This is a genomic window from Klenkia terrae (assembly GCF_037083865.1).
Classification (GTDB): domain Bacteria; phylum Actinomycetota; class Actinomycetes; order Mycobacteriales; family Geodermatophilaceae; genus Klenkia; species Klenkia terrae.
Window position 1 is genome coordinate 121,468 of sequence record NZ_JBAPLV010000010.1, and the last position, 13,303, is coordinate 134,770.

Below are 13,303 nucleotides of genomic sequence, written 5' to 3' on the forward strand. Positions count from 1 at the left end.
CAGTCGCGGTTCTGCACGCCGCCGGACGGTTGACACCGCCTGAAAAGGAGCGAGTTGCACGACGCTCTTTTCAAGCGAGGTGGCAATCAGTTCTCTTTGCGGACGCCCTTGAACGGTTTGGCGTCGGCCTTGCCATCCATGAACTGGCCGCCTGGTCCACGCTTCGTCCACGAATGCGTCTTGGGGTTGTAGGTCTGCGTCCGCTGGCGCACTGCTCCAACGCGATGTCCGCGACCAGTGTTTTTGGCCATGACGGCCTCCTCTGTCTCATCGCCGCCACCATGGTGGGCGGACGTTCACTAGAGTGCATGGCGGTCGCAGGCTTGTCAACTATGGTGTCCGGGCGTGTACTATCGTGGCTATGCAGGACCAGCCCGCCGAGCTCGGCAAGATCCTTCAACGCCTTCGGGAGTTGTCCGGCTCATCGCTCAAGGCTGCGGGCGAGCAAGCGGGGATCAGCGCGGCGTACCTCTTGAAGCTTGAGCGCGGCGACGTTCAAAACCCCTCTCCCCACGTCTTGTACCGCCTCGCCGAAGCTCTAGACGGGGACTATCTGGACCTGATGCGGCGCGCTGGCTACGTCGTACCCGGCGCGCAGGGTGCCGGCGGCAGCCTCGCTCACGCACTCAGCGCCAAGGGCATAACTGACGACGAGGCCGCTGCGCTAGCCGCCTACCTAACGATCTACCGACAGCAGCGCGGGCATGGCTGACCTCCTAGCGTCGGCCGAGATGATCGACGCGCACGTCGACGACCTGCTTCGTGCAGCGGACGCGTACGGCCGCTTTCCCACACCGGTGAACGACATCATCGAGGCGGCCGGCCTGGTCGAGGTGCCGAACCACGAACTGGACCACGCTGTGCTGGCGCAGATGCCGCCCGAGCAGCGGGCGCTAGTCGTGCAGGCACTGCCCCAGCTTGAGGGCATGCTCGACCGACAGGCGAGGACGCTTTGCGTAACAGACCTCGTCACCAACGAAAACCGTCGTCGGTTTGTCAAACTCCACGAAGTCGTTCACGGAGCTCTGCCACACCAACAAGCGCTCATATACGCAGACAACGCCGAGACGCTGAGCCCTTCCACGCGTCTAATGTTCGAGCGCGAGGCGAATTACGGGGCCGCGCACCTGCTTTTTCAGAGAGCCGCTTTCGCGGCTGAAGCCCGCAGTCTCAGCCTCTCCGTGGCATCGGTTCAGGTGCTCGCCGCTCGCTATGGGTCATCGATCCACGCGGCGTTCAGACGTTATGCGGAGACTCACGACCGAGCGGTCCTAGTTTTACGGTTGGATCTCCCGAAGGTCAGGGGGGGACCACAGATTCGTCGCGAACAACCATGCTCCCCCTCGTGGACGAGCCGGTTCGGTGCTCCAAAATTCCCAACGCACATGAGCCCGTCGGATTTTTCCTTCCTCCACCTGGACAACGAGGTTGCCGGGGAAACTCAGCTCGTCGACCTGAACGGCCAACCAGCGAGAGCCAACGTCGAAATGTTCAGCAACTTCTATTCACGCTTCGCCCTGCTCTGGACGACGCCCGCACGCCCAAGAACGGACCCGCAACGACTCGCGAGCCTGCTCTCCTCGGACTGGACCGCAGCCCGGAGGCTGGCAGACCGCACACATCGCACCGCCTTGGCCCGGTCAGCTGGTACGGCGCCGAATGACCACACCACAGGCAACGACAACCGTTAGTCGGTGCGGCGCCGCTCCTGAGACAGGGTGCGTCAGACGGGAGACGCAGGCGTTTGCACCGCCGCGGTGAGAGTCATGCACGGCCACCCAGGTCAGGTCCCGTCGGGTGGGACTTGCGGCACGAACATCCCTCGGCCACCCCGCGACGAAGCAGCCTCGGCACGAGATGGGAGCTGTGTCCGCTCGGGGGCGCAGCAACGTGACCTGTGGCAGTGCATCAGAGCCAACTTGCTGCTCCGTCCCACGGCCCAGTTGCCTAACATGTCTTTCCGACAACGCCATGTCCCACCACCCGGCGCCAGCGCATCCTCGTAGCCGAAGGATTCAGGATCATCGGCCGGCACACGTCTTGCTGTCCGCCTGTCTATCCCGGACAGTCCCCACTGCATCACAGCGAACACTTGGTTAGGTCGCGCCACGAGATGCGCGAGGTGCCGTCCGGAAAGAGCTGCTCGGATTCCGTCCCGCCATCTGGGATTCTCGAAGCAGCGTCGAACCGGGGACCGAACGCCCGACACGCTCCCGCGCCATCTACTGTGCGCCGGCGTCACCACGCCTCCGGTCCGACATCGGGCCGTAGGACCATGCGGCGATGGCCGACGTCGCTATCTCACGGGCGCCGCGAAGGAATCTGAGAGTGCTCACTCTCGTCGATCACGACCACAATGCCTCGGTTGTTCTCGAGCGTATTTCTAATCAAGCTTGAGACGACCGTGCTCGTGTCACCTCGAGTCCCGATCCATGAGCCTCCCACTAGATCCACGAACTGACCATTGGTGAGGTAGCGCATGGCGTTATGCCAACCAATAGCCACGCCTCCTCGACTGCCCTCCACCCGGCGATCCCGACGGACTAGCTCGAACAGGTCGACGGGGAAGTACATGCCCTTCGCCAGGCGATTGCCGTCGGGACGACGGATATCAGGATTTACAAGCTTGACATAGAACGGCGCTGCGGATAGCCGCATGTCTTCCACCTGCACAGGAGTCGAGTCCACCAGACCAAGGCTAGCCATTCGCTTAAGTTCTTCGGTCAACTGCGCGTCAGGTCGATAGCTGACTCGCGAACCGTTTGCCTCCGCGGTCATGCGCTTGTACTGCACTAAGACGAATGCCTTCGTCTCTTCACGGTAGTAAATTAGGTCGGTACCAGTGAGCAGTTCGAGCTCGGTCTTGTCCGCATACAGGACAGTCAGCCTTCGTTGTGGCACATCCGGGTCCGTGTACCTCCAAACATCGTGGATGCCAACCTCGGTATCAACCCAAAGACCGAATCGTTGGGCATCGTGTCGAATCAAGGCCGCCTCTTGCGTGGTGGAGGTGGTCAAGCCACGCAGGAAGGGAACGTCGATCGCGCTCTCAACATCAGGCACCCGGGCGCGGCTGTCCACCCCGGCCAACTCGAATCCAAGCGCCACCGCATCCCGCTGCTCACGCCGATTGCGCACAGCAGCTGAGATTTGCCCAGGCACCGCTTGGAGCCGGTCGCGCAACGACTGAACTGCCTCCGCGACGCCGGCGCGAAGTTCGTCTAGTCGGGCTACCACGACATCCGCGGCACCGGGCGGCAGGAGTGAATCCCACGCCAATGCACTTGTGACCGTAGAGCGGCGACCTTCGGGTAACCCCTCGAGTACCTCCGTCCAGGGAACCGGTGGCGTTATGCGCCGGGGGTGGAGGACCTCCACCAGGAGGTCAAAGTCCCCCGACCGCTGTCGTCGGCGGACCAGCGCCGCGCCGCCAAGGCTGTCCGACCGCGACAGCAGCGCGACTTGCCAGGTCTTCGTCAAACGGATTCCCGTCGAAGCGATGGTTGTGGTCAGCACACCACCTGCTGTCTCGGCGCGGTCGAAGAGCACGTCCCACGACTGACGCAGTTCCAACACCGGCATGCGTGGAGTCTTCTTGGGGGATGCCACAGCCCGCGATTCTTCCCAATCATTCACTTCTCGCCCAAGGACCAGACGGCGAGTCACCCTATGGGGACGTCTTGAGCAACAAGGATGTGCTCACCGCGCACTTGTGTGGATCGAGGGCCGGCAGCGATGGCGGCCATGGCGCATACCAGGGAAATCCCGTCCGTCCCAAGGGACGCAGCGATCTGGTGAAGCGTCAGCCCATTGGCGCGCATGGCTGCCGCGGCCGCTCGGCCATGGCCGGTGATGACCCACCTTCGCCCCCTGTGCGGCCGGCGACCATGCCGGCCATGGCGCGTGCGCGGACAGTGCGGGTCTCGAAGGCGTGCCGCAGTCGGGGGTCCCACGCGCACAGGCGCCCTTAAGTGCTCGTGCAGGAGGTTTGGTCCGACGCGGTTCCATCCCGAGTGACATTGCGAGACGGCCGGGGATCGTCCAACTGCAGTTTCCAAGATCATCGATCGACACACGTCTTGCATTTCGGCTGGCGGTCTGCGGGCAAACGACAGCCGTCCGTGATCAAGTGGTGGCCTGACATACGCCGGACGGCGCCTTAGTCGTCGCGCGCAGGGATCTCTTCCAAGTCTCCGTCTACGCGAACGACGAGTGGCCCTGGCCCACACTTTCGCGCCGCCGAGCTACTGGAGAAGTGCGGCAGCCGTAGTGGAGTCCGCCTTCCTACGGTCCGCGGCCGTGATGACGTTGCACAAGCTGACTGCCGGGGACGGCTACACGTACCTGACGCGGCAGGTCGCAGCGTTCGATGCGACAGAGCGGGGTCACACGGGCCTGGGTGACTACTACTCCCAGCGGGGAGAGTCCCCGGGGCGGTGGGCGGGCAACGGCATCGCCGGGCTCAGTGGCGTGGGCGCCGGTCAGCCCGTCACCGAAGATCAAATGAAGGCGCTCTTCGGCGAGGGGCGGCATCCCAACGCAGTGCGGCTCGAGAGGGAGGCCCTGGCCCGGGGACAGGCACCGCAGAAGGCGCAGGCGGCAGGGGCTCTGGGGCGGGCCTTCTACGTCTTCGCTCCTCGAGCGGACGGGTTTCGAGCCCGCTGCGCAGAGGAGTTCGCCGCCTTCAACACCGCCCACGGGCAGCCCGCCACAGCCCCGGTCCCGGACGGCGACCGCGCGCGGATCCGCAGCGACCTTGCCCGGGCCATGTTCGCCGAGACCCACGGCCGCGCGCCGCGTGATGCCCGCGAGCTGTCGGGGTTCGTCGCCCGCGTCTCACGGCCGGCGACGACGGCGGTGGCCGGCTACGACCTCACCTTCTCCCCCGTCAAGTCGGTGTCGGCGTTGTGGGCGCTGGCACCGAGGGAGATGGCTGAGCAAATCGAGGCAGCCCACGCCGCCGCGGTCGCCGACGCACTGGCCTGGCTGGAGGAGAACGCGTGCTTCACCCGGCTAGGCACCGACGGGGTGCGACAGGTGGAGACCACAGGGCTGATCGCTGCGGTGTTCACCCACCGCGACTCCCGCGCCGGCGATCCCGATCTGCACAGCCACGTGGCGGTGAGCAACAAGGTGCAAAGCCGCGACGGGCACTGGCGGGCGCTGGACGGGCGGGTGCTGCACAAGGCAGCCGTCGCCGCCTCCGAGCGCTACGACACCCGACTGGAGGCACACCTGGTCACCCGCCTGGGTGTTCGGTTCGCCGACCGGCCTGGCCCCGCTCCAGGACGGCGGACGGTGCGAGAGATCGCCGGCATGGACCAGGGACTCCTGACTGCGTGGTCGTCGCGGCGCCGGGATATCGACGCCCGCCGCGCTGTGCTGGCCGGCGACTTCCAGCGCGACCACGGTCGGCCGCCGACGGCGGTGGAGGCGATCGCACTGGCGCAGCAGGCGACGTTGGAGACCCGCGGCCCCAAGCACGAGCCGCGCTCCTTGGCCGAGCAGCGGGCCACCTGGCGGCGGGAGGCCGCCGCCGTCCTCGGCGGCCCCGACCGCATCACCCGGATGTTCGGCCGCGTACTGGGAGCTCGAGAGTCCCCACGCCCACAGGCCACCGAGGCCTGGGTCCGGGCGGCCGCCGTCCGGGTGCTGGACACCGTCTCGGAAGCGCGGGCCACCTGGCAGGTCTGGCACGTACGCGCAGAGGCGGAGCGGGTGGTGCGGGCCGCCGCCCTGGCACCGGAGGACGTGGACGTGGCGGTCACCCGGGTCACGGAGGGGGTGCTCTCCCTCGCTCTTTCCGTTCCGCTTGGTGAGTCGGATCCGGTAGTCGAGCCGGCGGAGCTGCGCCGCTCGGACGGGGCCAGCGTCTATACCGTCGCCGGATCCCGGCTCTACACCAGCCGGGCGGTGCTTGACGCCGAGGCGCTGCTGCTGGCGGCCGCGGGGCGCGGTGAGGGACGCCGCGCCGATCCGGCCACGGTGGAGCTGGCGCTGCTTGAGTCGACGGCCAACGGCGCGGAGCTCAATCCCGGCCAGGCGCAGCTGGTCCGTGAGCTGGCCTGCAGCGGTGCCCGAATGCAGCTGGCCCTCGCCCCGGCCGGCGCTGGTAAGACGACCGCGCTGGCCACCCTGGCCCGCACCTGGACCGCCGACGGCGGGACGGTGCTCGGGTTAGCGCCCTCCGCCGTGGCCACCGCCGGGCTGCGGGCTTGTCTTGGTGCACCTTGCGAGACGCTTACCAAGCTCGTCTGGTGCCTCGAGGCCGGACAAGCACCCGACTGGGTGGCCGGCATCGGGCCGACGACGCTGGTGGTCCTCGACGAAGCCGGCATGGCCGGCACTGTCGAGCTGGCCCGCGCGGCCGAGTACGTCTTGGGGCGGGGCGGATCGGTGCGCCTGGTCGGCGATCACCAGCAGCTGACCTCGGTTGCCGCCGGCGGCCTGCTGGCCGAGATCGCCGCCACCCATGGCGCGGTCACCCTCACCCAGTTGGTGCGCTTCGATGACCCGGCGGAGGCCGCGGCGACCGTCGCCGTCCGGGAGGGCGACACCCTCGGGCTGGGCTTCTATCTCGACTCCGGCCGGGTCCACGTCGGGGACCGGTCCACCTGCGCCGAGCAGGCCTACGCCGCCTGGGCCGCCGACCGCGACCGCGGTGTGGACGCGCTGCTGCTGGCCGCGACCCGGGAGCTGGTCGCGCAGCTGAACCAGCGGGCGCGGGCTGACCGGCTGACCCGCGCCGCCTCCTCGCCGGGTGCGGAGGTCGAGCTGGCAGACGGCACCCGGGTCGGCGCTGGGGACCCCATCATCACCCGCACCAACAACCGGCATTTGCCGATCACTGCCACCGAGTGGGTGAAGAACGGTGACCGGTTCGCCGTCCGGGCCGTCGGCGGCGACGGCTCCCTCGACGTCGTGCACACGGACACCGGACGGCGGATCAGCCTGCCGGCGGGCTACGTCGCCGAGCACGTGCAGCTCGGCTACGCGACTACGGTGCACGGCGCCCAGGGCGTCACCGCCGAGGTCTGCCACACCGTTCTCGGCGGCACCGAGTCCCGGCAGCTGCTCTATGTGGCGCTGTCCCGGGGGCGCGCCGCGAACCACCTATACCTGGCCACCATCGGCGACGGTGATCCGCACAGCATCGTCACCCCCGCCGCCGTGTCCCCGCCCACGGCCACCGACCTGCTGGTCGGCATGCTCGCCCGCGACGGCGCCCAGACCTCCGCGGCCGGCGCCCGCCGGGCACTGGCTGACCCGGCCGAGCTGCTGCACGAGGCCGCCACCCGGTACGCCGACGCGCTACACGTCGCCGCCGACCACCGCCTGGGTGCCGTGACTGCAGAAGAACTGGAGAACGCCGCCGAGCGCCTGCACGCCGGGTTGACCGCCGCGCCGGCGTGGCCGACGCTGCGCGGACACCTGGCGCTGCTCGCACTCAAAGGCTGCGACCCTGCCGCCGTACTGAGGACGACGGTCGAAGCGCGGGAACTGGAGACGGCGACCGACCCCGCTGCCGTCCTCGATCACCGGCTGCCCGTGTCGGGTCCGGCAGGTCCGCTGCGGTGGCTATCCGGGATACCGGCGGCACTGGTCGACGATCCGCGTTGGGGGCCCTATCTGACCGCCCGCGCCAATCACGTCATCGCCTGCGCGGCACGGGTCGGAGAGAACAGCGCCGGCATGACCGCGGCCACCGCGCCCACCTGGGCGAGACCGCTGCTGGGCCCGGATCACGGGTCGCTGCGTGCGGACCTCGCCGTCTGGCGCGCCGCGCTCAGTGTTCCCGACAGCGACCGGCGCCCCACCGGACCGCCCCGGCGGCAGGCTGCGGAACGCCAATCTCAGACACGCCTGGACGAGGCCGTAACCGCTACCGGCCCCACCCGGGACAGCTCCGTGTGGTCCGCCCTCGCCGACGGCATCGCCCCCCGCATCCGCCGCGACGAGCACTGGCCGGCACTCCGCGACCGGCTGGCCGCCGCCGACCGTGCCGGTCTAGATGCCGCCGGCATGCTCGCCGCCGTTGCTGCACAACGTCCCCTGCCCGACGACCTGCCCGCCGCGGCCCTGTGGTGGCGGATGGCACCCCACGTCGCCCCGGCCAGCGTTCCCGCTGGGCCGGGCACGGCCGGACCGCGCCCCGACTGGTGCACCACCCTGCTGGACCTGCTCCCAGACCAGCAGGCCCAAGGTGTGCTGGCCGACCCGGCGTGGCCGGCGCTGGTCACCGCGGTCACCACCGGCACCCGCAACGGATGGCGTCCCGCCGACCTGCTCACCGCCGCACTCACCGGCCTGCCGCCCGCAGTGACCGACGACGCGGTTGGGCTGGCCGAGGCGCTGGTCTTCCAGATCGCCGCCCTCACCGACCCGGCCCCCGTGCACGACCCCGAACCCCTGCCGGCCGATCTGCAGCCCCCCGACGATGCGCATCTACTGCCGCCCGTGCACGCACCCAAGACCGCCACCACTGACCCGGCGGACGGGCTGCCCTGCGACGAGGACGCGCCATTCGACCCCAACTACGACACCCCTCCGCCGGCGTGGCCGCCGCGGTATCGCACGCCGGACCCCTTCACCGTCACCGGCGGGGTCGATGTCGCCGACGACGCCGACTACCTCCTCGAGCAACACTTCTGGGCCACCGCCATCGTTGGCCGCGACCGGCTCATCGAGCTCAACGCCCAGGCCGCCGCCTTCTCCAGCGACCACTACCGCCACTCCTGGGCAGCGGGCTACCTGCACGACCGGCTGGGCACCGACCTCACCGCCGATCCCCGGTTCACCGCGGGCTACGCCCCCGCCGGCTGGACCGCGCTCGTCGACCACCTGCGCGGCCTCGGCGCCAGCGACCAAGAGCTGCTCGCCGCAGGCCTCGCCCTCCGCGCTCGCACCGGAGCGCTGATCGATCGGTTTCGCGACCGGCTCACCTTCCCCATCTTTAGCCGCGACGGCGTCATCGTCGGCTTCGTCGCCCGCCGCAACCCCACCGCACCCGACGACGGACGCGCCGGACCCAAGTACCTCAACACCCCGGGCACCGACCTGTACCGCAAGGGCGAGCACCTGTTCGGGCTCCATGAGAGCCGAGCTGCGCTGGCCGCGGGAGCCACCCCGGCTCTCGTCGAGGGACCGCTGGACGCCATCGCCCTCACTCTGGCCGGTGGCGAACAGACCGTCGGCGTCGCCGCCCTCGGGACCGCCCTGACCGACCGACAAGCAGACCTCCTCGGCCCCTACATACGCCTCCACGGCCCCGGCATTCTCGTGGCCACCGACGACGACACCGCCGGACAGCAGGCCGCAGAGCGCATCTTCTGGCAGCTCTCCACCCGTGGGGACGACCCGCGCCGACTCGCCCTGTTCGACGGGCTCGATCCCGCCGACCTCTTCCACCGCGAGGGGGCCACCGCGCTACGGAGGGCCATCGACGCCTCGAGCAGCCTCGCCGACAACCTTCTCGACGCCCGCCTTACCGCCGCGCTCTCCGACAGGAGCCCCGCAGCTCTCCGCGCAGCACTGCACGACGTCAGCGCCACCATCGTCGCCCTGCCACCCAGCCGGTGGCTGGCACACATCGACCGGGTCACCGAGGCTCTCGGCGTGCCGCCTGGCACCGTCCACAAGGCCGTGCTCGACACCGAACCGATCACCTCGGCGCCTCGCAGGACCCCGACTGGTCCACACCGGGCGCACCGCTCAACGCCCCCATACGCGGATCCTCAGCGGCCGGGTCAGACGGGACGGCCGTCCCACAGCACGCCACCTGAGCTGCACCAACCCCGGTAGAGGTTCGGCTTCCGGGACGCGTTCACTCCCGGCAGCCGGGAGGACGCGCCACGGTCTGGGTCCCATCACTGTCGGGTGACAGTCCTGCGCCGCATGCCGCTTGTCCAGCGCTCGGTCATACCTCCCTGACAAGATGCGCTCATGAACCGAGTCGCCCGGCTGGTGGACCGCCCGGTGTACTCGATGGCCCAGGTCGATCGCATCCTCGGTCTTCATGGCGGGACAGCCCGCCGGTGGATCGACGGCTACAACCGCGGAGCCAAGTCGTATCCGCCGGTCATCAGGCAGGAGCGGACCAACGAGGACACCGCCACGTGGGGCGAGTTTGTAGAGACTCGGTTGCTCGCGGAGTTCCGTGACGCCGGGGTGCCGATGATCCGGATGCGGCCAGCGGTGGAACGCCTGCGCCGAGAGCTCGAAACGCCGTATCCGCTGGCCTCAGCGCGGACCTGGCTGTACGCGGAGGGTCAGGAACTGGTCCGAGCGGTGCAAGACGAGGTCGGCCTCGACAGCGCGTTGCAGCTCGTCGTGGTGAGGAGCAACCAGCGTCTTCTCTGGTCTCAGCATGCCGAGTCGTTCCGGGGGTCGCTCGAGTGGACAGACGGCGATGTTCCTGAGCCCCGACTACTGCATCCCATGCCGGACATCGCTGAGGTACAGGTCGATCCGCTTCGCGGCTACGGGGAGCCAGTTGTTCGCAACGTCCCTACTGAGGTCATCGCAGAGCTGATCCGTGCGGGAGAAACGCCTGACTCTGTGGCAGACATGTACGAGCTGAATCGCTCGCTCGTCGACGCCGCGGTCCGGTACGAGCTGAAGCGCGCGGCCGCCTGACGTCTCGTGGTGGCCGATCGCGAACGTCTGCGCTTCTACGTGGACGAGAGCGCGCTCGGGCTCGGCAAGGCTCTCACCGCCGCGCGCTTTGACACCGTTCATGTCGGCCATCCACTGATCCCCGAATGCCCATACGGCACGCTGGACCCCGACTGGATGCCAGCTGTGGCGGCGCGAGGCCTCATCGCCATTGGCCGGGACAGGCGAATGCGTACCCGGCCGGCCGAAGTGCACTTGATCCGGGAGTCGGGCCTGCGTGTCTTCCGGATCGGCGGCAAGCGGGATGAAACGACGTGGGGTTGGCTGACGTGGATGGTTCGCCGGTGGGACGACATCGAGGAGATCGTTGACACCAGGGGCCCAGGGCCATGGTGGTACGTCATCACCGAACGGTCAGTAAGGGAGTTGCCTTTGGCTTGAGAAGCCCCCGCCGAATGGGGGCAACCGTCATGTCGGTACCCGGCTGCATAGTCAGGGCACCCCGAGTAAGTACGGAGTACCGATGCCGGATCGCTTGTGGCTCGACGTGCCGTACGCCGAGAAGGACGCTGCCAAGGCAGCCGGTGCCCGATGGGATCCCGACGTTCGCCGCTGGTATGCGCCTCAGGTGGCACTGCTCCCGAAGCTCGCGCGCTGGGAATCACGGATACCCGAGCTCTTGCCCGGGGAGGACCGCAGCTTCGGCCAAGGTCTGTTTGTCGACCTGGTGCCGTCGACTTGCTGGTTCACCAACGTCCGCAGTTGCGTCGACGAAGGCCAGTGGGACGCGCTCCGGTCCATGGTCTACCGCCGGGCCGGGCACCGCTGCGAGGCCTGCGGCGCTCCACGCGGCACTGACCGTCAGCGACTGGAAGCCCACGAGCGCTGGCAGTACGACGAGAGCACCTACACGCAGACGCTGCGGCGCCTGATCGCCCTGTGTTGGTCCTGCCATCGGGCGACGCATTTTGGCTTCGCCGAGGTCACCGGCACCTCCGCCGAAGCGACCGCCCACCTTCGGGCGGTCAACGGCTGGTCACCCGGCGAAGCTGACGCCCACATCGACCGCGCCTTCGCACTCTGGGAGAAGCGGTCGACCCATGAGTGGCGGCTCGACCTGGGCATCCTCACGAACGCCGGCATCAGGGTGGTCGAGCCCCCCGATCCCGGGCGTCGGACTGAGGAGAGCGCGACGCGCCTGGCAATCAAGATGCCGCTCCTGCCCACGTCGATACAGGGGGAACACGGCAGCCATACCGCCGCGGAGTACCGATGCGACGACGAAGGCCCCTCCGCACCCGAACCGCCCCGCAGAAAGCTGTGGGCGCGTATTCGCGGAGCTCTCACTAGTCAGTAGCGGCCAGGGCCGCCTGCGCCCGGCGCCGGGGTGTTGATCCCTTGCGCACAGCGGGCTCGTGCGACTGCCTTGGCCACGTCGTCGGCGTGGCTGAGCAGTCGCTCGCCCGGGCCGGGCGCTCGAGCGCGCTGCGCGTAGAGCCCGGCGAGGTGGCGCTGGCTCGTAGGTGCGGCGGGTGCAGCACGGTTCACGGCGTCGGCCAGGCTGCTCGACAGCGCGGTGGCCGAGGCGACCGCGCGACCGAGGCGGTCAAGGTCGGCGCCGCGGGCCTGTACGCGGCGGCCGGCGATGACGTCCCGCACCCGGTCGTCGGGCATGTTGTCCATGCGGGGCAGGTCGCGGGCGGCGGCGTAGAGCTGACCGGTGCGTGACCAACGGTCGACGGCCGCGGCGAGTCGGTCGGCGAGGACGGGAAGCTGGTTGGTCACCTGCTGGACCGTGCGGGTCAGGCGAGGGAGGTCGCCCCGGTCGCGGAGCGCGCCGCGGTCGGCGTTGGACCCGAGGTCGTTGCGCAGCGTGTCGGCGAGGGCGCGTGCCCAAGGAACGACGCCGTGGGGGTCAGTGGGCCCGACTCGGTGGCCGTCGTCGAAGGTCATGCTGATTCGGCCCGTGAGTTCCCATGCGACGGCTGCCAGCAGGGGCCGCATGCCTTCGTCGCCCGAGGCGGCAGCTAGCACGGACGAGGCGCAGTCGCTGGTGATCTCGGCGGCGGCCACAGCGGCGCGAAAGTCGCGCAAGGTCAGGCCTTCGCTGCGCAGGGATCGGTCGACCGCCGCGGTCAGCGCCGCTGCGGCATCGACTGCGGTCAGCCTCTCGCCGGCTCGTGGCAGGCCGGACACCGGCACCAGGCGATCGAGGACGGCCGCGCCGTTGGCCGTCGGCGGGTCGGCCTGGGCGTCGCGCTCGACGGCTGCGGCCAGCCTCCGGACGACGGCCAGCTCGGCGACCGCAGCCTGCGGCAGCAGCCGGTGCGCCAGCCGGGCGCAGTGGTCGGCAGCTTCGGCAAGTTCGACGGTGACCGCCCACCGGTGGCCGCGACCCATGCTGGCGCGGTCGCGGCCGATCACGTCGGCGGCGGCGCCGGCCAGGTCGGTCAGCGGTCCTCCGGTGCGCGGCCAGAGCCGGCCCACCGTCGTGCAGGCAGCGGTCATCTGGGCGGCGGTCTGCTGCCGACGGCTGACGCCAGCAGTGAGCCCGTCCTGGGTCATGCCAGCGATGGCGCGGCCGAGGTGGGCCATCGCTCCGGTGACGTCCTCGATCGCCGCGACGCTGGTCGGCGCCGCGGTGCGTTCGGCGAGCGCGTCGAGCAGCTGCTGCAGGCTGGTGGCCATG

General features: G+C 69.3%; 8 protein-coding genes. 6 read left to right on the forward strand and 2 right to left on the reverse strand.

The window, feature by feature from the left end; translation table 11 throughout:
* The first annotated feature begins 361 nt into the window (after positions 1 to 361).
* Positions 362 to 712, forward strand: a complete 351-nt coding sequence (locus UXQ13_RS11120; RefSeq protein ID WP_097197070.1) for a helix-turn-helix domain-containing protein — start codon at positions 362 to 364, stop codon at positions 710 to 712.
* 19 nt (positions 713 to 731) lie between these two features.
* Positions 732 to 1,691, forward strand: coding sequence for an ImmA/IrrE family metallo-endopeptidase (locus tag UXQ13_RS11125; protein ID WP_176523075.1), 960 nt, complete (start codon positions 732 to 734; stop codon positions 1,689 to 1,691).
* Between the two features lie 610 nt (positions 1,692 to 2,301).
* Here the strand turns inward: UXQ13_RS11125 and UXQ13_RS11130 are convergent.
* Positions 2,302 to 3,609 carry a hypothetical protein gene (locus tag UXQ13_RS11130; protein ID WP_225232354.1) on the reverse strand — a complete coding sequence of 436 codons (1,308 nt, stop codon included), beginning with the start codon at positions 3,607 to 3,609 and terminating at the stop codon, positions 2,302 to 2,304.
* 693 nt (positions 3,610 to 4,302) lie between these two features.
* Here UXQ13_RS11130 and mobF point away from each other — a divergent pair.
* From mobF to UXQ13_RS11150, 4 genes are all read left to right on the forward strand, one after another.
* The gene (gene mobF / locus UXQ13_RS11135) at positions 4,303 to 9,801 is read left to right on the forward strand and encodes a MobF family relaxase (RefSeq protein WP_336392299.1); all 5,499 of its coding nucleotides are present in this window, start codon (positions 4,303 to 4,305) and stop codon (positions 9,799 to 9,801) included.
* Positions 9,802 to 9,942: 141 nt separating this feature from the next.
* Positions 9,943 to 10,635: a DUF433 domain-containing protein gene (locus UXQ13_RS11140; protein WP_097197045.1), complete on the forward strand. Its 693-nt coding sequence runs from the start codon at positions 9,943 to 9,945 to the stop codon at positions 10,633 to 10,635.
* Between the two features lie 9 nt (positions 10,636 to 10,644).
* On the forward strand, positions 10,645 to 11,055 hold the full coding sequence (locus tag UXQ13_RS11145) for a PIN-like domain-containing protein (protein ID WP_097197044.1): 411 nt from the start codon (positions 10,645 to 10,647) through the stop codon (positions 11,053 to 11,055).
* Positions 11,056 to 11,137: 82 nt separating this feature from the next.
* Positions 11,138 to 11,971 (forward strand): DUF5710 domain-containing protein, encoded by an 834-nt coding sequence (locus tag UXQ13_RS11150; protein ID WP_097197043.1) that lies wholly within the window; start codon positions 11,138 to 11,140, stop codon positions 11,969 to 11,971.
* Here the strand turns inward: UXQ13_RS11150 and UXQ13_RS11155 are convergent.
* Positions 11,965 to 13,302 carry a hypothetical protein gene (locus UXQ13_RS11155; protein WP_097197042.1) on the reverse strand — a complete coding sequence of 446 codons (1,338 nt, stop codon included), beginning with the start codon at positions 13,300 to 13,302 and terminating at the stop codon, positions 11,965 to 11,967. The genes UXQ13_RS11150 and UXQ13_RS11155 overlap by 7 nt on opposite strands.
* Position 13,303 lies beyond the last annotated feature (1 nt).

Excerpts from the sequence above, each read along its gene's own strand:
- UXQ13_RS11150 (WP_097197043.1), top strand. The coding sequence starts at position 11,138 with ATGCCGGATCGCTTGTGGCTCGACGTGCCGTACGCCGAGAAGGACGCT.
- UXQ13_RS11140 (WP_097197045.1), top strand. The coding sequence starts at position 9,943 with ATGAACCGAGTCGCCCGGCTGGTGGACCGCCCGGTGTACTCGATGGCC.
- UXQ13_RS11120 (WP_097197070.1), top strand. The coding sequence starts at position 362 with ATGCAGGACCAGCCCGCCGAGCTCGGCAAGATCCTTCAACGCCTTCGG.
- UXQ13_RS11155 (WP_097197042.1), bottom strand. The coding sequence starts at position 13,302 with ATGGCCACCAGCCTGCAGCAGCTGCTCGACGCGCTCGCCGAACGCACC.
- UXQ13_RS11125 (WP_176523075.1), top strand. The coding sequence starts at position 732 with ATGATCGACGCGCACGTCGACGACCTGCTTCGTGCAGCGGACGCGTAC.
- mobF (WP_336392299.1), top strand. The coding sequence starts at position 4,303 with ATGACGTTGCACAAGCTGACTGCCGGGGACGGCTACACGTACCTGACG.